The organism is Streptomyces sp. A18 (assembly GCF_059026065.1).
Genome location: NZ_JBWLKL010000017.1, coordinates 16960 through 36031, shown reverse-complemented (window position 1 = coordinate 36031; position 19072 = coordinate 16960). Strand labels below are relative to the sequence as shown.

Here is a 19072-nt window from a genome sequence, read left to right as displayed (position 1 = left end):
ACCGGCAGGCAGCGCCCCCGTCGAGGCACACACCCACCGCCCCCCCGGGGGGAGGCACACCCCCGCCTCGCCCCTGCTCCCGGGAGCGGACCCCAGCAACGCGCCTAGCCGATATCCAGCGGGTCCACCCGAATCCGCACAGGCTCCGCGGCCCCCCGGGCCATCCGCGCGGCCTGCGCCACCTTCAGCGAAGCGGCAAGCGCGGCGCCGCTCCCCGGCGGCACCCTGATCAGGACCCGCTCCCACCGCTCCCCGGCGGGCGCAGCCCCGGCCCGCCGCGTGGGGCCGGGCCCGGCAACCGGCACGGGAACGGGCCCCAACACCGCCGCATCCCCCGGCAGTTCGGCCGCCGCGAGGAACCCGGCAAGCGCCTCCGGAGTCCCCGCCACAGAGGCCATCCGCGACACGGGCGGAAACCCCAACTCGGCCCGCTCGGAAAGCTCCCGCACCGCGTGCCCCACGGGATCCCACCGCACAAGGGCCTGCACAGGCCGCAGCGTCGGTTCGGCGACGACCACCACGGTCCCACCCTCCCCCTGCGGCCGTACCAGCGAAGAGGCCGCGATCCACCGCCGCAACGCATCCTCCCCGGCCCGCAGATCGGGCCGCCCCAGCATGGCCCACCCGTCGAGCAACAGAGCGGCGGCGTAACCACCCTCGGCGACCGGCTCCGCCCCCGGAGTGCTCACCACCAACGCGGGTGTCCCCGGAACGGTGTCGAGAATCTGCTCACGCCCCGACGTCCGCACCGGCACCGCGGGAAACGCCCGCCCCAGCTCCTCGGCCGTACGCCGCGCCCCCACCACCTGCGCCCGCAGCCGGAACCCCCCGCACTCCCCGCAGTGCCAGGCACCCTCCTCCACCCCGCACCACCCACACCACAGCCCGCCACCGTCCCGCGCCTCCAAAGGCCCCGCACAGTGCCGGCACCGCGCGGGCTCCCGGCACCTCTCACAGGCGAGCCGAGGCACGTACCCCCGACGAGGCACCTGCACCAGCACGGGGCCGAGCTTCAGGCCTTCCCGCGCCACGTTCCAGGCAAGGGTCGGAAGCCGGGCGGCACGAGCAGCCTCGTCCCGGGCGAGGTCTCCGTCCCCCACGGTCCGTACGAGCGGCGCGCTCCCCCTTACCTGCTCGCGATCGGCGACCAGCGGCGCCGCCCACCCACTCTCCACGAGCTGCGCGGCCTCAACGGTGCAGCTCCAACTCCCCAGCAAAAAGCCGCACTTGTCCCGCGAGGCGCGAAGTTCAAGCACCTCACGCACATGCGGGAAGGGAGCATTGTCATCACTGTGACTGGCATCGCCGTCATCCCAGATCACGACGAGCCCGAGATTCCGCACGGGCGCGAACATGGCGGCACGCGTGCCCACCACGGCCCGTACGGCACCGCGCCGCACGGAAAGCCACTCGCGATACCGCTTCTCCTGCCCCACGTCAGCGGTGAGCAGAGCATGCTGGCCCGCCCCCATGAGCTGGGTCAGCGCCGCATCAACCCGGGCGGCGGGCCGCCCGGCAGGCACGACAACAAGGGCCCCCCGCCCCGAAGCAAGGGTCGCCTGCACGGCCCTGGCGATCTCTTCGGCCCACTCCGGCCCGGGAAGGGCGGTCCACACGGCCCGAGGCGCACCCCCGGAGGCCAGCGCGGCCAGAAACTCGGCCCCATGCCCGTACCGCCGCCAGGACCCCACCTCAGGCACGCCCGGAGGCGCCGGAACCTCCCCGGCCGCCCGCGCCTCGGCCCGAGCATGCCGAGGCGGAACGGCCAGCTGCAGCACATCGGCAAGGCTCCCCGCGTACCGATCGGCCACAGCGCGCGCCAACCCGAGCAACTCACCGTCGAGCACGGGCTCAGGCGAAACGACCTGCGCGAGCGCGGCCAGCGGCCCGGAGTAATCGGTCTCGGCAACGCGCTCGACGAGAAACCCGTCGATCAACCCCCCACCCTCACGCCGCCCACTCCGCACGTTCCGCGCCCCGGCCCCGAACCGCACCCGAACCCGCACCCCGGGCTGCGCCTGCTCGTCGAGCTCCTCGGGCACGGCGTAATCGAAGTACCGATCAAGATGCAGCACACCCTTGTCAACAAGCACCCGAGCCACGGGCAGACTCTTCGCCAAGGCGGCCCCCCGCCAGGTCCGCGGCTTGGCCCGCGGCACCTCGGCCTTACGCACCGCGTCCCGAATGAGCGCAAGCTGCTCGGGAGGCTCGGCCCCGCCGCCCCCCTCGGACTTCTGGTTCTCGCTGCTCACAGCAGCATTCCTACCAGACCCCACTGACACGGCCACGAGCCGGAGATCGTCTGGCTCGTATCACTTTCTCGACATGTCGTCCTCGGTCGGATTCCCTCCGCTCCGCAAGGACGAGGACGTCTGGGAACCGTCGTGTGGTGGCTCTCGAGGAATGACGAGAAGGTCGAGGGTGCCGTCGATCGCAGCGGCTTGCTCGCCCGGTTCTCCGCCGCGGCAAACAACGGGAGGGTCGGACCCGCCTTCGAGCATTTGGTGACCACGCCCGCGCCGGTGTACGCCGACAACGGTCCGGAAGCCGAGAACAGGACACCACCGGGGTTCACTCCCCCACCAGGACCCGGCCCATCCGACGACGGCGCGTCCCCGTCGCAACCGACGTCACGACGCCGTGAAATGCCGGGGCCCGGCTCCCCAGAGGGAAAGCCGGGCCCCGAAAAGCCAACTGCCGGTTACAGCCCCGCAGCCTTCCGCAGCGCCTCAACCCGATCCGTCCGCTCCCACGTGAAGTCGGGGATCGCCCGGCCGAAGTGGCCGTACGCCGCGGTCTGGGCGTAGATCGGGCGCAGCAGGTCCAGGTCGCGGATGATCGCGGCCGGGCGGAGGTCGAAGACCTCCGAGATGGCGGCCTCGATCTTGTCGGTGTCGACCGTGGCCGTACCGAACGTCTCCACGAACAGGCCCACCGGCTCGGCCTTGCCGATCGCGTACGCGACCTGCACCTCGCAGCGGGCCGCGAGGCCGGCCGCCACCACGTTCTTGGCGACCCAGCGCATCGCGTACGCGGCGCTGCGGTCGACCTTGGACGGGTCCTTGCCGGAGAAGGCGCCGCCGCCGTGGCGGGCCATGCCGCCGTACGTGTCGATGATGATCTTGCGGCCGGTGAGGCCGGCGTCGCCCATGGGGCCGCCGATCTCGAAGCGTCCTGTCGGGTTGACCAGGAGGCGGTACCCGTCCGTGTCCAGCTTGATGCCGTCGTCGAGGAGCGCCTTCAGCTCGGCCTCGACGACGAACTCCCGGATGTCGGGGGCCAGGAGCGAGTCCAGGTCGATGTCGGAGGCGTGCTGCGAGGAGACGACGACCGTGTCGAGGCGGACGGCCTTGTCGCCGTCGTACTCGATGGTGACCTGGGTCTTGCCGTCGGGGCGCAGGTACGGGATGGTCCCGTTCTTGCGGACCTCGGACAGGCGGCGCGACAGGCGGTGCGCGAGGTGGATCGGGAGCGGCATCAGCTCCGGCGTCTCGTCGCAGGCGTAGCCGAACATCAGGCCCTGGTCGCCCGCGCCCTGCTTGTCGAGCTCGTCCTCATCGCCTTCGACACGCTTCTCGTACGCCGTGTCGACGCCCTGCGCGATGTCGGGGGACTGCGAGCCGATGGACACCGAGACGCCACAGGAGGCGCCGTCGAAGCCCTTCTTCGATGAGTCGTAACCGATCTCGAGGATCTTCTCGCGGACGAGCTGCGCGATCGGCGCGTACGCCTTGGTCGTCACCTCGCCGGCCACATGCACGAGGCCGGTGGTGATCAACGTCTCCACGGCGACCCGGGACTTCGGGTCCTCCCGCAGGAGCGCGTCGAGAATGGTGTCGCTGATCTGGTCAGCGATCTTGTCGGGGTGACCCTCGGTCACAGACTCCGAGGTGAAGAGACGGCGGGACACATCGCTCCCTGTGGTTGCAGCGGCTGCTGGCTGATCATTGGTGGACGGGCCGGGAGCTGCGCCCGGCGTCGTCCGAGACCAGTTTATCGGTCGCACTCGGCCGCCGGACCACGTGTCTCGCCACTTGGGAGCGCTGTGACCTGCGGCACTGCATTGTGCGGTACGACGATCGGTCTCCACCAGAGGGCCTCACGCCCGAATTTCCCGGGTTTGAGGCGTCCAGTGGGGCGATTGTGACATGCGGGGCCGGGTTTCCACCCTTGTTCCACCGGGGCTCGAGCCAGGTTTCTTCCAAGGGTCACCCCTGATTGTTCTTCAGGAATTCTTCGGCAGGCGTTCCACCACGAGATCCCAGACCGTGTCCGCGAGTACTTCCTTCGGACCGTACGGAACCGCGGTCTCGCTGCCGTCCGCGCCGAGCACGACCGCCTCGTTCTCCTCGGAGCCGAACGTCTTGCGCTCGCCCACTTCGTTGACGACGAGCAGGTCGCAGCCCTTGCGTTCCAGCTTGGCGCGACCGTTGGCGAGCACGTCGTCCGTCTCGGCGGCGAAACCGACGACGATCTGGCCGGGGCGCGGCCGGTCACCGGCGATCTCAGCGAGGATGTCGGGGTTGCGGACCAGGGCGATCGGGGGCTGCTCCTGGCCGTCCTTCTTCTTGATCTTTCCGGTCGCGTACGTCTCCGGGCGGAAATCGGCCACGGCGGCCGCCATCACCACGGCATCGGCGTCCGCGGACGCCTTCAGGACCGCCTCGCGGAGCTGGACGGCGGTGCCGACGGGCACGATGTCGACGCCCGCGGGTTCCGGAAGGGCCGCGTTCGCCGACACGAGCGTCACGCGGGCACCTCGCGCCGCCGCGCTGCGGGCCAGGGCGTATCCCTGCTTGCCGGAGGAACGGTTGCCCAGGAAGCGGACCGGGTCGAGCGGCTCACGCGTCCCGCCCGCGCTGACGACGACGTGCCGCCCCGTGAGGTCGCGGGCCAGGTCCCCTCGGGCCAGTACACGGCGTACGACCTCGAAGAGCTCCACGGGATCCGGGAAGCGGCCCTTGCCCGTGTCCACGCCGGTGAGGCGGCCGACGGCGGGCTCGATGACCAGGGCCCCGCGGCGGCGCAGCGTGGCGACGTTCTCCTGCGTGGCCGGGTGCTCCCACATCTCCGTGTGCATCGCGGGCGCGAAGATCACCGGACAGCGGGCGGTGAGGAGCGTGTTCGTCAGGAGGTCGTCGGCGAGGCCGTGGGCCGCCTTGGCCATCATGTCGGCGGTCGCGGGGGCGACGATGACGACGTCCGCGGACTGCCCGATCCGTACGTGCGGCACCTCGTGGACGGAGTCCCACACCTCGGTCGAGACGGGGTTGCCGGACAGCGCCGACCAGGTCGCGGCCCCCACGAAGTGCAGCGCCGACTCGGTCGGCACGACGCGTACGTCATGGCCCGACTCGGTCAGCCGCCGCAGCAGCTCACAGGCCTTGTACGCGGCGATTCCGCCGCTGACCCCCAGAACGACCTTGGGCTTGCCCACCGTGCCTCCCCGCACTTGTGATCCCCGCACTCGGGAACGTACGACTCCATGACACACCACAGGCCCGGCAGTCGCGCTGCCGGGCCTGTGGTGAAGAACTGCAGGTAAAGAACCGCAAGTAAAAAACTACTGAGCCGGGCCCTCGATGGCCTCGGACGTCAGCAGACCCGCGTTGATCTCGCGGAGCGCGATCGAGAGCGGCTTCTCGTGGACGTGCGTGTCCACCAGCGGGCCGACGTACTCCAACAGGCCCTCACCGAGCTGCGAGTAGTACGCGTTGATCTGACGCGCGCGCTTGGCGGCGTAGATCACGAGGCTGTACTTCGAGTCGGTCGCTTCGAGGAGCTCATCAATCGGCGGGTTGATGATGCCCTCGGGCGCAGTGATGGAAGAGGACACTCTCTGCCTTCCGATGGGGATTGATCTCCGAATGGGAATTGAAGATCAAACCGAGGTTACTGAGGATGAAGATCAAACAACTTTCATCAAGGCTAGCAGCTCACGCGCCACATCCTCGACGGAGGTATTGACCAGGGTCGTATCGAACTCGGCCTCGGCCGCGAGTTCGATCTTCGCCGCGGCGAGCCTGCGCTCGATCACCTCGGGCGCCTCCGTCCCCCGGCCGGTGAGCCGGCGGACCAGCTCCTCCCAGCTCGGCGGGGCCAGGAAGACCAGCTGCGCCTCGGACATCGACTCGCGGACCAGGCGCGCGCCCTGCAGATCGATCTCCAGGAGGACGGGCTCGCCCGCTTCGAGGCGCTCGAGGACGGCGCCCCGCGGCGTGCCGTAGCGGTTGCCCGCGAATTCGGCCCATTCGAGCAGCTCGCTGTTGGCGATCAGCTTGTCCATCTCTTCGTCGGAGACGAAGAAGTAGTGGACTCCATGCTTCTCGCCGGGGCGCGGCTTCCGGGTCGTGGCCGAGACGGAGAGCCAGACCTCGGGGTGTTCCTTGCGCATATGAGCGACGACCGTGCTCTTGCCGACCCCAGAGGGGCCGGAGAGCACGGTCAGCCGCGGACGTACGTCCGGGGGCACGGGGGTCGTCCCCCGGGATGTTGCAGCCATGCAGCGATTATCCAGGTTCTCAGGAGTGCCTGAGAACGTCAGGCAGCGCCACCGCCGAACTCACGCTCCAAGGAGGCGATCTGGTTGGAGCCGAGACCGCGCACACGGCGGCTCTCGGAGATGCCAAGACGCTCCATGATCTGCTTGGCGCGGACCTTGCCCACGCCGGGCAGGGACTCCAGGAGAGCGGAGACCTTCATCTTGCCGATGACATCGTTCTCCTGTCCCTGCTTGATGACCTCATGAAGAGAGGCGCCGGAGTGCTTGAGTCGATTCTTGACCTCGGCCCGCTCCCGGCGAGCCGCGGCGGCCTTTTCGAGCGCGGCTGCGCGCTGTTCAGGGGTAAGGGGCGGAAGAGCCACGCCTACGTCACCTCGGATGTCGAACTGTCGGATACGGACCGGTGAGGAACCTAGTCGCCCCACACCTGGTGAGCAACGTGCAACGCACTTGCCCGTTCGCTCTCGTCGGAGACTAGCGGGCATGGCCGCCGGAGTCAGCGAGAACAGACGAAAAGTCCTGGTCAGCCTCTGTCGAGGCGTACATATCGGGCATTTCGCCCGGGATTTGGTCTGGTGAGCCATCAACGAAACGTAAGGACGTGGCCGGACACGTCCTTCGAAGACGGAAAAACGCCCTCAGGACAGCCTCCGGCCGACCTCACGCCGACCTCACGCCGAGGCGACGGCCTCACGGATCTCGTCCGCGAAGCGGCTCGCCGCGCCGCGCAGTCCCGCCACGTCTGGACCGTGCCGCAGCACACCCCGGCTGACGCTCGGCACGACATTGCGTACGACGTCTCCGAAGACACCCGGCAGATCCGCCGGAGTGGCGCCCTGCGCCCCGATGCCGGGAGCGAGCAGCGGACCGTTGATCGCGAGGTCGTACGAGGACAGGTCGCCCAGGGTCGCCCCGACGACGGCGCCGAAGGACCCCAGGGGCTCCGCTCCGGCGTTCTCGGCCGCCAGGTGCCCCAGCATCGTCGCGCCGAGCGTGCGGCCATCCTCACGCACCGCGTGCTGCACCTCGGCTCCCTCGGGGTTCGAGGTGAGGGCGAGCACGAAGAGGCCGGTGCCGTTCTCGCGCGCGAGGTCGACGGCCGGCTTCAGCGAGCCGTAGCCGAGGTAGGGCGAGACGGTGAGGGCGTCGGAGAACAGCGGCGAGTCCTTGTGCAGGAAGGTCTCCGCGTACGCCGCCATGGTCGAGCCGATGTCGCCGCGCTTGGCGTCCATGACCACCAGGGCCCCGGCCGCGCGCAGCTCCTGGACCGCCTTCTCCAGTACGGCGATGCCGCGCGAGCCGAAGCGCTCGAAGAACGCGCTCTGCGGCTTGAAGACCGCCACCGTGCCGGCGAGCGCCTCGACGACGGTCCCGGTGAACCGCTCCAGGCCCGCGACGTCGTCGTTCAGGCCCCAGGCGGACAGCAGGGACGCGTGCGGGTCGATGCCGACGCACAGGGGGCCGCGTTCGTCCATGGCGTGGCGAAGGCGCGTACCGAAGGGGTCAAGTGCACTCATGCTGGTCATCGGGGCTTCCTTGCGTCGGCGCCGACGGCCTCGGCGAGCGTGGCGTACGGGGAGGTGTTCAGACGGGCGGCGAGCCCCTTGTGGATCGCTCGGCCCCAGAAGGGCCCTTCGTAGATGAACGCGCTGTAGCCCTGCACCAGGGTGGCGCCCGCGAGGATGCGCTGCCAGGCGTCCTCGGCGTTCTCGATGCCGCCGACGCCCACGAGCGTGATGCGGTCGCCCACGCGCGCGTAGAGGCGGCGCAGGACCTCCAGGGAGCGCTCCTTGAGGGGCGCGCCGGAGAGTCCGCCGGTCTCTCCGTAGAGCGAGGGTTCGGATCGCAGACCGAGGCTCTCGCGGGCGATGGTCGTGTTCGTGGCGATGATGCCGTCGAGGCCCAGCTCGACGGCCAGGTCGGCGACCGCGTCGATGTCCTCGTCCGCCAGGTCGGGGGCGATCTTCACGAGAAGCGGCACGCGCCGCCCCGTGACGCTCCGGTCGGCCGCCTCGCGTACGGCGGTCAGCAGCGGGCGCAGCGACTCCGTGGCCTGGAGGTTGCGCAGGCCGGGGGTGTTCGGGGAGGACACGTTCACCACGAGGTAGTCGGCGTGGGCGGCGAGCCGCTCGGTCGACTTCACGTAGTCGGCGGCGGCCTCCTCCTCGGGGACGACCTTGGTCTTGCCGATGTTGACGCCCACGACCGTCCTGAAGACGGCCTTGCGGGCCCCCAGGCGCTCGGCCACGGCCGCCGAGCCCTCGTTGTTGAAGCCCATGCGGTTGATCAGCGCCCGGTCCCCGACGAGGCGGAACAGCCGCTTCTTGGGGTTGCCGGGCTGCGGCTCCCCCGTGACGGTGCCGATCTCGATGTGGTCGAAGCCCAGCATCGACATGCCGTCGATCGCGACGGCGTTCTTGTCGAAGCCCGCGGCGAGTCCGAAGGGGCCGTGCATCCGCAGGCCGAGGGCCTCGGTGCGCAGCTCCTTGTGGCGCGGCGCGAGCAGGGCCGCGATGAACGTGCGCAGCACGGGGACGCGGGCCGCGGACCGGATCCAGCGGAAGGCCATGTAGTGGGCCCGCTCCGGGTCCATGCGCTTGAAGACGAGGTTGAAGAAGAACTTGTACATGGTCGAGTCCTCGGTGTTCTCACCAGAAGGGGGACACCGGATCGGTGTCCCCCTGGTGGGCTGCTAGTCGCGGGCCGCGGTCAGATGCTCCGCGTGTTCCTGGAGTGAACGGACGCCCACGTCCCCGTGGTTGAGCGCGTCGATGCCCTGGACGGCGGCAGCGAGCGCCTGGACCGTCGTCAGGCAGGGCACGGAGCGGGACACGGCCGCCGTACGGATGTCGTAGCCGTCGAGGCGGCCACCCGTGCCGTACGGGGTGTTGACGATGAGGTCGACCGCGCCGTCGTGGATCAGCTGGACGATCGTCTTCTCGCCGTTCGGGCCCTCGCCCTCGCTCTGCTTGCGCACGACCGTGGCGTTGATGCCGTTGCGCTTGAGCACCTCGGCCGTGCCGGACGTGGCGAGCAACTCGAAGCCGTGGGCGACCAGTTCACGCGCCGGGAAGATCATCGTGCGCTTGTCGCGGTTGGCGACGGAGATGAAGGCGCGGCCCTTGGTCGGCAGCGGACCGTACGCGCCCGCCTGCGACTTGGCGTACGCCGTGCCGAACACCGAGTCGATGCCCATGACTTCACCCGTGGAGCGCATCTCCGGGCCGAGGACGGTGTCGACGCCGCGCCCGTGGATGTCGCGGAAGCGCGACCACGGCATGACGGCTTCCTTCACCGAGATCGGCGCGTCCATCGGCAGCGTGCCGCCGTCGCCGGTCGCCGGGAGCATGCCCTCGGCGCGCAGTTCGGCGACGGTCGCGCCGAGCGAGATGCGCGCGGCGGCCTTGGCCAGCGGCACCGCGGTCGCCTTGGAGGTGAAGGGAACGGTGCGCGAGGCACGCGGGTTGGCCTCGAGGACGTACAGGATGTCGCCCGCCATCGCGAACTGGATGTTGATGAGCCCGCGGACGCCGACGCCCTTGGCGATGCCCTCCGTGGAGGCGCGCAGCCGCTTGATGTCGTGGCCGCCGAGCGTGATCGGGGGCAGCGCGCACGCCGAGTCGCCGGAGTGGATGCCGGCCTCCTCGATGTGCTCCATGACGCCGCCGAGGTAGAGCTCGTGGCCGTCGTAGAGCGCGTCCACGTCGATCTCGATCGCGTCGTCCAGGAAGCGGTCGACCAGGACCGGCCGCGAGGGGCTGATCTCGGTCGACTCCTCGATGTACGCGGAGAGGCGGGTCTCGTCGTAGACGATCTCCATGCCGCGCCCGCCGAGCACGTACGACGGGCGCACGAGGACGGGGTAGCCGATCTCGTCGGCGATGGCCTTGGCCTCGGCGAAGGTGGTGGCGGTGCCGTGCTTGGGCGCGGGGAGACCGGCCTCGGCGAGCACGCGGCCGAAGGCGCCGCGGTCCTCGGCGGCGTGGATGGCCTCGGGCGATGTGCCCACGACCGGCACGCCGTTGTCCTTGAGCGCCTGCGCCAGGCCCAGCGGGGTCTGGCCGCCGAGCTGGACGATGACGCCCGCGATCGGCCCGGCCTGCGCCTCGGCGTTGACGATCTCCAGGACGTCCTCGAGCGTCAGCGGCTCGAAGTACAGGCGGTCGGAGGTGTCGTAGTCCGTCGAGACGGTCTCGGGGTTGCAGTTGACCATCACGGTCTCGTAGCCCGCGTCGCTCAGCGCGAAGGAGGCGTGGACGCAGGAGTAGTCGAACTCGATGCCCTGGCCGATGCGGTTGGGACCCGAGCCCAGGATGATGACCGCGGGCTTCTCGCGCTTGGCGACCTCGTTCTCCTCGTCGTACGAGGAGTAGAAGTACGGCGTCTTCGCGGCGAACTCGGCGGCGCAGGTGTCGACCGTCTTGTAGACCGGGCGCACGCCGAGTGCGTGCCGCACCTCGCGGACGACGTCCTCGCGCAGGCCGCGGATCTCGGCGATCTGGTGGTCGGAGAAGCCGTGGCGCTTGGCCTCGGCGAGCAGATCGGCGTCCAGGCGCTCGGCGGAGGTCAGCTCGTCCGCGATCTCCTTGATCAGGAAGAGCTGGTCGACGAACCACGGGTCGATCTTCGTGGACTCGAAGACCTCCTCCGGGGTGGCGCCGGCGCGGATGGCCTGCATGACGGAGTTGATGCGCCCGTCGGTCGGCCGGACGGCCTCTTCCAAAAGAAGAGCCTTGTCGCCGGGCTCGCCCACGAAGGTGAACTGCGAGCCCTTCTTCTCCAGGGACCGCAGCGCCTTCTGCAGCGCCTCGGTGAAGTTGCGGCCGATCGCCATGGCCTCGCCGACCGACTTCATGGTCGTCGTCAGGGTCGAGTCCGCCGAGGGGAACTTCTCGAAGGCGAACCGCGGGGCCTTGACCACCACGTAGTCCAGCGTCGGCTCGAAGGAGGCCGGGGTCTTCTCGGTGATGTCGTTCGGGATCTCGTCCAGCGTGTAGCCGACGGCCAGCTTCGCGGCGATCTTCGCGATCGGGAAGCCGGTGGCCTTCGACGCGAGTGCCGAGGACCGCGAGACGCGCGGGTTCATCTCGATGACGATGACCCGGCCGTCCGTCGGGTCGATGGCGAACTGGATGTTGCAGCCGCCGGTGTCGACGCCGACCTCGCGGATGATCGCGATGCCGACGTCACGCAGGGTCTGGTACTCGCGGTCGGTCAGCGTCATCGCGGGCGCGACGGTGATCGAGTCGCCGGTGTGCACGCCCATCGGGTCGAAGTTCTCGATGGAGCAGACGACCACGACGTTGTCGTTCTTGTCGCGCATCAGCTCCAGCTCGTACTCCTTCCAGCCGAGGATGGACTCCTCCAGGAGTACCTCGGTGGTCGGCGAGAGCGTGAGGCCCTGTCCGGCGATGCGGCGCAGCTCCTCCTCGTCGTGCGCGAAGCCGGAGCCGGCGCCGCCCATGGTGAAGGAGGGACGGACGACTACGGGGTAGCCGCCGAGTTCCTCGACGCCCTTGAGGACGTCGTCCATGGAGTGGCAGATGTACGAGCGGGCGGACTCGCCGTGCCCGATCTTCTTCTTGACCTCGGCGACGACATCCTTGAAGAGGTCGCGGTCCTCGCCCTTGTTGATCGCCTCGACGTTGGCGCCGATGAGCTCGACGCCGTACTTCTCGAGGACGCCCTGGTCGTGCATGGAGATCGCGGTGTTGAGCGCGGTCTGGCCGCCCAGGGTGGGCAGGAGCGCGTCGGGGCGCTCCTTGGCGATGATCTTCTCGACGAACTCCGGGGTGATCGGCTCGACGTACGTGGCGTCGGCGATCTCCGGGTCGGTCATGATCGTCGCCGGGTTGGAGTTGACCAGGATGACGCGCAGGCCCTCGGCCTTGAGCACGCGGCACGCCTGGGTGCCGGAGTAGTCGAACTCGGCGGCCTGGCCGATGACGATCGGGCCGGAGCCGATGACCAGGACGGACTGGATATCGGAGCGCTTAGGCACGCTGGCCCTCCATGAGCGATACGAAGCGGTCGAACAGGTAGGCGGCGTCGTGCGGACCGGCCGCCGCCTCGGGGTGGTACTGGACGCTGAACGCGGGCTGGTCGAGGAGCTGGAGCCCCTCCACCACCTGGTCGTTGAGGCACACGTGGGAGACCTCGGCGCGCCCGTAAGGGGTGTCGGAGACCTTGTCGAGCGGCGCGTCGACGGCGAAGCCGTGGTTGTGCGCGGTGACCTCGACCTTGCCGGTCGTACGGTCCTGCACGGGCTGGTTGATGCCGCGGTGGCCGTACTTCAGCTTGTACGTGCCGAACCCGAGGGCACGGCCGAGGATCTGGTTGCCGAAGCAGATGCCGAAGAGCGGGGTCTTGCGCTCCAGGACGGCCCGCATGACGGCGACGGGGCCGTCCGCGGTCGCCGGGTCGCCGGGACCGTTGGAGAAGAACACGCCGTCGGGCTGGACGGCGTAGATGTCGTCGGCGGTCGCGGTCGCGGGCAGGACGTGCACCTCGATGCCGCGCTCGGCCATGCGGTGCGGGGTCATGCCCTTGATGCCGAGGTCGACGGCGGCGACGGTGAAGCGCTTCTCACCGATCGCGGGGACGAGGTACGTCTCCTTCGTGGCGACCTCGGCCGCGAGGTTCGAGCCCTTCATCTCGGGCTGCTGGCGGACCTCGGCGAGCATCACGCCCTCATCGGGGAGCGCGTTGCCGGAGAAGATCCCGACGCGCATGGCGCCGCTCTCACGCAGGTGGCGGGTGAGGGCGCGGGTGTCGATGCCGCTGATGCCGACGACGCCCTGGTTGACCAGTTCCTCGTCGAGCGTGCGCTGGGAGCGCCAGTTGGAGGGCACGCGTGCGGGGTCCCGCACGACGTAGCCGGAGACCCAGATCTTCTTCGACTCGGGGTCCTCGTCGTTCACGCCCGTGTTGCCCACGTGCGGGGCCGTCATGACGACGACCTGACGGTGGTACGAGGGGTCGGTGAGGGTCTCCTGGTAGCCGGTCATTCCGGTGGAGAACACCGCTTCGCCGAAGGTCTCCCCCACCGCCCCGTAGGCACGGCCGCGGAAGATGCGGCCGTCCTCCAGGACGAGTACGGCGGGAGTCTTGGCCGCTCCCCTTGTGGAGGTCGTCATCGTGCGGTGCCTTCCGTAGTGCTGGTGTTGATCATGCTGTTGATGGCCTCGACCCAGTCCGCCTGCTCGGCCGCGTGGTCCGAGCGGAAGCCGGAGTCGAGTCGCTTCTCGCCGTGCTCCCAGGTGACGATCAGCAGACCGCCCTCCGCGAGGACCTTCCCGGCGATGCCCTTGTCGAGGCGGGCCTCGCGCAGCTGTGCGGCCGGGATGAAGAAGTCGGCTGCCCCTGGGCGTACGACATCGAGGCCCGCGTCCGTGAGCGTCAGCTCCACGCGGCTGCGGGTACCGAGGCCGTGCGCCACGATGCGGTCGAGCCACTGCCCTGCCGTGGTCGAGCCGTGGTAGCGGCCGGTCAGCTCAAGTCTGGCCGGGCCCGGCTCGCTCGGCGCGCTGGGCAGCTCGGGCAGGTCGCCCTGGAGCGTGCCGCGCCACTTCCAGCCCTCGCGCATCAGCCAGTAGACGAGCGCGATGAAGAGCAGGAGTCCGACGACCCAGCCCGCGCGGGCGGCCCAGTCGGTCACGTCCGCCGATTCCTTCTCGGCGGCCAGTTCCAGAAGAGATGTCACGCGAGCTTCCCGTCGACGAGCGTGGCGCGGCCCCGCAGCCACGTGTGCGTCACGCGGCCCGGCAGCTCACGGCCCTCGTAGGGGGTGTTGCCGCTGCGCGAGGCGAAGCCCGCGGGGTCCACGACACCACGGTAAGCCGGATCGAGAAGCGTGAGGTTCGCGGGCTCACCAGCCGAGACGGGGCGGCCGTGGCCCGTGGCCCGGCCGATCTCGGCGGGCTTGACGGACATCCGGTCGGCGACCGCGGCCCAGGTGAGCAGGCCCGTCTCGACCATCGTCTGCTGGACGACGGAGAGCGCGGTCTCCAGGCCCACCATGCCCATGGCGGCAGCGGCCCACTCGCAGTCCTTGTCCTCGTGCGGGTGCGGGGCGTGGTCGGTGGCGACGATGTCGATCGTGCCGTCGGCCAGGGCCTCGCGCAGCGCCATGACGTCGCGCTCGGTGCGCAGCGGCGGGTTGACCTTGTAGACCGGGTTGTACGAGCGGACCATCTCGTCGGTCAGGAGCAGGTGGTGCGGGGTGACCTCGGCGGTCACGTCGATGCCGCGCGACTTCGCCCAGCGCACGATCTCGACCGACCCGGCGGTCGACAGGTGGCAGATGTGCACCCGCGAGCCGACGTGCTCGGCGAGCAGCACGTCACGCGCGATGATCGACTCCTCGGCGACGGCGGGCCAGCCGCCGAGGCCGAGCTCGGCGGAGACGATGCCCTCGTTCATCTGGGCGCCCTCGGTGAGCCGCGGCTCCTGCGCGTGCTGGGCGACGACTCCGCCGAACGCCTTCACGTACTCCAGGGCGCGGCGCATGATCACGGCGTCGTCGACGCACTTGCCGTCGTCGGAGAAGACGGTGACACCGGCCGCGGACTCGTGCATGGCACCCAGCTCGGCGAGCTTCTTGCCCTCGAGGCCGACGGTGACGGCGCCGATCGGCTGGACGTCCGCGTACCCGCCCTCCTGGCCGAGGCGGTAGACCTGCTCGACGACGCCGGCGGTGTCGGCGACGGGGAAGGTGTTGGCCATGGCGAACACGGCGGTGTAGCCGCCGGACGCGGCGGCGCGCGTACCGGTCAGGACGGTCTCGGAGTCCTCGCGGCCGGGCTCGCGCAGGTGGGTGTGCAGGTCGACGAGGCCGGGCAGCAGGATCTTGCCCTCGGCCTCGACGATCGTCGCGTCGCCCGCGTCGATGCCGGTGCCCACCTCGACGATGGTCCCGCCGTCGATCAGGACGTCCTGGGGCTCGCCGCCGAGGACCTTCGCACCACGGATCAGGGTCTTGCTCATGGTCTTACTTCTCCTCGGAACCGGTGGGACGGGTGTGGGTGACGGCGGGTTCGTTGCCGCCAAGGAGCAGGTAGAGGACGGCCATCCGGGTGTGCACGCCGTTGGCGACCTGCTCGATGACCGTGCAGCGCTCGGAGTCGGCGACCTCGGCGGTGATCTCCATGCCGCGGACCATCGGACCGGGGTGCATGACGATGGCGTGCTCGGGCATCTTCGCCATGCGCTCGCCGTCCAGGCCGTAGCGACGCGAGTACTCGCGCTCGGTCGGGAAGAACGCGGCGTTCATGCGCTCGCGCTGCACGCGCAGCATCATCACGGCGTCGGACTTCGGGAGCACGCGGTCCAGGTCGTACGACACGTCGCAGGGCCAGCTGTCGACGCCGACCGGCACGAGCGTGGGCGGCGCGACCAGAGTGACCTCGGCGCCCAGGGTGTGCAGGAGGTCGACGTTCGAGCGCGCGACCCGGCTGTGCAGGACGTCGCCGACGAGCGTGATGTTCTTGCCGCTCAGGTCCTTGCCGAGGCCCGCGTCCTTGCCGACGAGGCGGCGGCGCATGGTGAAGGCGTCGAGCAGCGCCTGGGTGGGGTGCTGGTGGGTGCCGTCGCCCGCATTGATCACGGGGGCATCGATCCAGCCGGAGGTGGCGAGGCGGTAGGGGGCACCGGACGCGCCGTGCCGGATGACGACGGCGTCGACGCCCATCGCCTCCAGGGTCTGGGCGGTGTCCTTGAGGGACTCGCCCTTGGAGACGCTGGAGCCCTTGGCGGCGAAGTTGATGACGTCGGCGGAGAGGCGCTTCTCGGCGGCCTCGAAGGAGATCCGGGTCCGGGTGGAGTCCTCGAAGAACAGATTGCAGATCGTGCGGCCGCGCAGCGCGGGCAGCTTCTTGATCGGCCGGTCGGCGACCCGGGCCATCTCCTCGGCGGTGTCGAGGATGAGAACGGCGTCGTCGCGGGTGAGGTCGGCGGCCGAGATGAGGTGTCGCATCATCTGGGTTTACTCCGTGATGGGGAGGTTTGCGGGCATGCGGGCGCGCAGGGGTCTGCCCCCGGGTCCGCAGGAAGGCCGGTGCTACGCGGAAGCGGGCTTGGCGCCGAGCAGCACGGCGTCGCGGCCGTCCTCCTCGGCGAGCTGGACCTTGACCGTCTCCCGCAGCGACGTGGGGAGGTTCTTGCCGACGTAATCGGCGCGGATCGGCAGTTCGCGGTGGCCGCGGTCGACGAGGACGGCGAGCTGCACCGCGCGCGGGCGCCCGATGTCGTTCAGACCGTCGAGGGCGGCGCGGATGGTGCGGCCGGAGAAGAGCACGTCGTCGACGAGGACGACGAGGCGGCCGTCGATGCCGTCACCGGGGATCTCGGTGCGGGCGAGTGCGCGCGGCGGATGCATGCGCAGATCGTCGCGGTACATCGTGATGTCGAGTGAGCCAACCGGGATCGTGCGTCCGGTGATTTCTTCGAGCTTCTCGGCGAGGCGCCGGGCGAGGAAGACGCCGCGGGTGGGAATGCCGAGCAGCACCACGTCTTCGGCGCCCTTGGCGCGTTCGACGATCTCGTGCGCGATACGGGTCAACACCCGTGCGATGTCCGGGCCTTCGAGCACGGGCCGGGCGACATCGGCTTCGTTCGTGTCGTGCGAGTCCATATGAAACGGACCTCCTTCTCCGCCTCACGGGACGGACCTTAAAGGACGTCGAAATTGCGCCATCCACGTTACCAGCACCGGCAACACCGCCGGTCACGACCCCCCTCGGAAGGGGCGGTACGGACCATTCGGCTTGACGCACCCAAGTAACGCTGCGTAACCTCACAGTGAGTTACCGTTCTTCGTCCGGGGAGCTATATGTCCAGCGAATACGCCAAACAGCTCGGGGCCAAGCTCCGCGCCATCCGTACCCAGCAGGGCCTTTCCCTCCACGGCGTCGAGGAGAAGTCCCAGGGACGCTGGAAGGCGGTCGTGGTCGGTTCGTACGAACGCGGCGACCGCGCCGTGACCGTACAGCGCCTCGCCGAGCTGGCGGACTTCTACGGCGTCCCGGTCCAGGAGCTGCTGCCCGGCACCGCTCCCGGCGGTGCGGCCGAGCCGCCGCCCAAGCTCGTGCTCGACCTGGAGCGCCTTGCGCATGTCCCGCAGGAAAAGGCAGGCCCGCTGCAGCGGTACGCCGCCACGATCCAGTCGCAGCGCGGTGACTACAACGGCAAGGTGCTCTCGATCCGCCAGGACGACCTGCGCACCCTCGCCGTGATCTATGACCAGTCGCCCTCGGTCCTCACCGAGCAGCTGATCAGCTGGGGCGTCCTGGACGCGGACGCGCGCCGCGCCGTCGCCCACGACGACGTCTGATTTCCTCAAGCGAGAGCCGAGCAGAAACGTAACGCCGGGGTGGCCGGAACCGATCGGTTCCGGCCACCCCGGCGTTCTGCGTAGGCGCGTGAGGCCCCAGGAGCCACAGGAGCGCCCAGGGGTCCCCGGACACGCCAGAGGGCCCGCAGCATGGCGCTGCGGGCCCTCTGAGCGGTACGGGAGGCTTACGCCTCGTCGCGGCGCAGGCTCGGCTTCAGATCCTTGAAGCGGCCGAGCAGGCCGTTCACGAAGGACGGCGAGTCGTCCGTGGAGAACTCCTTGGCGAGCTGCACGGACTCGTCGAGCACCACGGCGTCCGGCGTCGCGTCGACCCAGATCAGCTCGTAGGCACCGAGCCGCAGGATGTTGCGGTCCACGACCGGCATCCTGTCCAGGGTCCACCCGACGGCGTACTGCGAGATCAGCTCGTCGATGTGGCGCGCGTGCTGCGCGTACCCCTCGACCAGCTCCATCGTGAACTCGCTCACCGGCGGCTGCCGGGTATCGGTCCGCGAGTGGCGCACCCAGTCCGCGAGGACCGTCACTACGTCTGCGCCACGCTGGTCGGCCTCGAAGAGAATCTGGAAGGCGCGCTTGCGGGCCGTATTACGAGCAGCCACGGTTAGCTGTTCACCCGGCCGAGGTAGCCGCTGTCACGGGTGTCGACCTTGATCTTCTCGCCGGTGGTGATGAAGAGCGGCACCTGGATCTGGTGGCCGGTCTCCAGCGTCGCGGGCTTGGTGCCGCCGGTGGAGCGGTCGCCCTGGACGCCGGGCTCGGTCTCCTGGATGACCAGCTCGACGGCGGCCGGCAGCTCGACGAAGAGGACTTCGCCCTCGTGCTGCGCGACGGAGGCCGTGAAGCCCTCGATCAGGAAGTTGGCGGCGTCACCGACGGACTTGCGGTCGACGTGCAGTTGGTCGTACGTCTCCATGTCCATGAAGACGAAGTAGTCGCCGTCCATGTAGGAGAACTGCATGTCGCGCTTGTCGATCGTCGCCGTGTCGACCTTGACGCCGGCGTTGAAGGTCTTGTCGACCACCTTGCCCGACATCACGTTCTTGAGCTTGGTGCGCACAAAGGCAGGGCCCTTGCCGGGCTTGACGTGCTGGAACTCGACGACGGACCAGAGCTGGCCCCCGTCGAGCTTGAGCACCAGGCCGTTCTTGAGGTCGTTCGTGGAAGCCACGGTTGCGGAATCTCCTGGACTGACGTGGACGACCCCGGCGCACGCGCACAGC

At 69.6% G+C, this 19072-nt stretch carries 17 protein-coding genes; 1 reads left to right on the top strand and 16 read right to left on the bottom strand.

From position 1 onward, the window contains the following. Positions 1-104: 104 nt before the first annotated feature. The 14 genes from AC5P1C_RS24890 to pyrR form a co-directional block, all read right to left on the bottom strand. Positions 105-2252 (bottom strand): primosomal protein N', encoded by a 2148-nt coding sequence (locus tag AC5P1C_RS24890; RefSeq protein WP_493868139.1) that lies wholly within the window; start codon positions 2250-2252, stop codon positions 105-107. A 449-nt stretch (positions 2253-2701) separates the two neighbouring features. After that, on the bottom strand, positions 2702-3910 hold the full coding sequence (gene metK / locus AC5P1C_RS24885; protein WP_493868138.1) for a methionine adenosyltransferase: 1209 nt from the start codon (positions 3908-3910) through the stop codon (positions 2702-2704). Positions 3911-4225: 315 nt separating this feature from the next. After that, the gene (coaBC, locus tag AC5P1C_RS24880; protein ID WP_493868137.1) at positions 4226-5437 is read right to left on the bottom strand and encodes a bifunctional phosphopantothenoylcysteine decarboxylase/phosphopantothenate--cysteine ligase CoaBC; all 1212 of its coding nucleotides are present in this window, start codon (positions 5435-5437) and stop codon (positions 4226-4228) included. A gap of 126 nt (positions 5438-5563) precedes the next feature. Beyond that, the gene (gene rpoZ / locus AC5P1C_RS24875; protein ID WP_005319902.1) at positions 5564-5836 is read right to left on the bottom strand and encodes a DNA-directed RNA polymerase subunit omega; all 273 of its coding nucleotides are present in this window, start codon (positions 5834-5836) and stop codon (positions 5564-5566) included. Positions 5837-5908: 72 nt separating this feature from the next. After that, on the bottom strand, positions 5909-6502 hold the full coding sequence (gmk, locus tag AC5P1C_RS24870; RefSeq protein ID WP_493868136.1) for a guanylate kinase: 594 nt from the start codon (positions 6500-6502) through the stop codon (positions 5909-5911). Positions 6503-6540: 38 nt separating this feature from the next. Beyond that, complete coding sequence (locus tag AC5P1C_RS24865; protein ID WP_005319887.1) at positions 6541-6864, bottom strand: integration host factor; 324 nt, start codon at positions 6862-6864, stop codon at positions 6541-6543. Positions 6865-7173: 309 nt separating this feature from the next. Beyond that, positions 7174-8019 carry an orotidine-5'-phosphate decarboxylase gene (pyrF, locus tag AC5P1C_RS24860; protein ID WP_493868225.1) on the bottom strand — a complete coding sequence of 282 codons (846 nt, stop codon included), beginning with the start codon at positions 8017-8019 and terminating at the stop codon, positions 7174-7176. Between the two features lie 5 nt (positions 8020-8024). Then, positions 8025-9131, bottom strand: coding sequence for a quinone-dependent dihydroorotate dehydrogenase (locus tag AC5P1C_RS24855; RefSeq protein ID WP_493868135.1), 1107 nt, complete (start codon positions 9129-9131; stop codon positions 8025-8027). Positions 9132-9194: 63 nt separating this feature from the next. After that, positions 9195-12503 carry a carbamoyl-phosphate synthase large subunit gene (gene carB / locus AC5P1C_RS24850; protein WP_493868134.1) on the bottom strand — a complete coding sequence of 1103 codons (3309 nt, stop codon included), beginning with the start codon at positions 12501-12503 and terminating at the stop codon, positions 9195-9197. Beyond that, the gene (gene carA / locus AC5P1C_RS24845; protein WP_493868133.1) at positions 12496-13638 is read right to left on the bottom strand and encodes a glutamine-hydrolyzing carbamoyl-phosphate synthase small subunit; all 1143 of its coding nucleotides are present in this window, start codon (positions 13636-13638) and stop codon (positions 12496-12498) included. The genes carB and carA overlap by 8 nt, the downstream gene beginning before the upstream one ends. Beyond that, on the bottom strand, positions 13635-14204 hold the full coding sequence (locus AC5P1C_RS24840; protein ID WP_493868132.1) for a PH-like domain-containing protein: 570 nt from the start codon (positions 14202-14204) through the stop codon (positions 13635-13637). The genes carA and AC5P1C_RS24840 overlap by 4 nt, the downstream gene beginning before the upstream one ends. Then, a complete protein-coding gene (locus AC5P1C_RS24835) occupies positions 14201-15487 on the bottom strand; it encodes a dihydroorotase (protein WP_493868131.1) in 1287 nt (428 codons plus the stop codon). The genes AC5P1C_RS24840 and AC5P1C_RS24835 overlap by 4 nt, the downstream gene beginning before the upstream one ends. A gap of 4 nt (positions 15488-15491) precedes the next feature. Continuing rightward, positions 15492-16478, bottom strand: a complete 987-nt coding sequence (locus tag AC5P1C_RS24830; RefSeq protein ID WP_493868130.1) for an aspartate carbamoyltransferase catalytic subunit — start codon at positions 16476-16478, stop codon at positions 15492-15494. An 81-nt stretch (positions 16479-16559) separates the two neighbouring features. After that, entirely contained in the window at positions 16560-17132 is a 573-nt protein-coding gene (gene pyrR / locus AC5P1C_RS24825; RefSeq protein ID WP_493868129.1) for a bifunctional pyr operon transcriptional regulator/uracil phosphoribosyltransferase PyrR, read from the bottom strand. A 198-nt stretch (positions 17133-17330) separates the two neighbouring features. Between pyrR and bldD the strand changes: the two genes are divergently transcribed. Beyond that, entirely contained in the window at positions 17331-17831 is a 501-nt protein-coding gene (gene bldD, locus AC5P1C_RS24820) for a transcriptional regulator BldD (protein WP_249591133.1), read from the top strand. 185 nt (positions 17832-18016) lie between these two features. On the opposite strand, the gene nusB is transcribed toward bldD, so the two are convergent. Both nusB and efp read right to left on the bottom strand, forming a co-directional pair. Then, positions 18017-18451, bottom strand: a complete 435-nt coding sequence (nusB, locus tag AC5P1C_RS24815) for a transcription antitermination factor NusB (protein WP_493868128.1) — start codon at positions 18449-18451, stop codon at positions 18017-18019. Between the two features lie 2 nt (positions 18452-18453). Continuing rightward, a complete protein-coding gene (efp, locus tag AC5P1C_RS24810; RefSeq protein WP_344521662.1) occupies positions 18454-19020 on the bottom strand; it encodes an elongation factor P in 567 nt (188 codons plus the stop codon). Positions 19021-19072: the final 52 nt, after the last annotated feature.

Coding starts and splice junctions, on each gene's coding strand:
- gmk (WP_493868136.1), bottom strand. CDS start 6,502: ATGGCTGCAACATCCCGGGGGACGACCCCCGTGCCCCCGGACGTACGT.
- pyrF (WP_493868225.1), bottom strand. CDS start 8,019: ATGAGTGCACTTGACCCCTTCGGTACGCGCCTTCGCCACGCCATGGAC.
- AC5P1C_RS24855 (WP_493868135.1), bottom strand. CDS start 9,131: ATGTACAAGTTCTTCTTCAACCTCGTCTTCAAGCGCATGGACCCGGAG.
- carA (WP_493868133.1), bottom strand. CDS start 13,638: ATGACGACCTCCACAAGGGGAGCGGCCAAGACTCCCGCCGTACTCGTC.
- AC5P1C_RS24835 (WP_493868131.1), bottom strand. CDS start 15,487: ATGAGCAAGACCCTGATCCGTGGTGCGAAGGTCCTCGGCGGCGAGCCC.
- AC5P1C_RS24830 (WP_493868130.1), bottom strand. CDS start 16,478: ATGATGCGACACCTCATCTCGGCCGCCGACCTCACCCGCGACGACGCC.
- pyrR (WP_493868129.1), bottom strand. CDS start 17,132: ATGGACTCGCACGACACGAACGAAGCCGATGTCGCCCGGCCCGTGCTC.
- bldD (WP_249591133.1), top strand. CDS start 17,331: ATGTCCAGCGAATACGCCAAACAGCTCGGGGCCAAGCTCCGCGCCATC.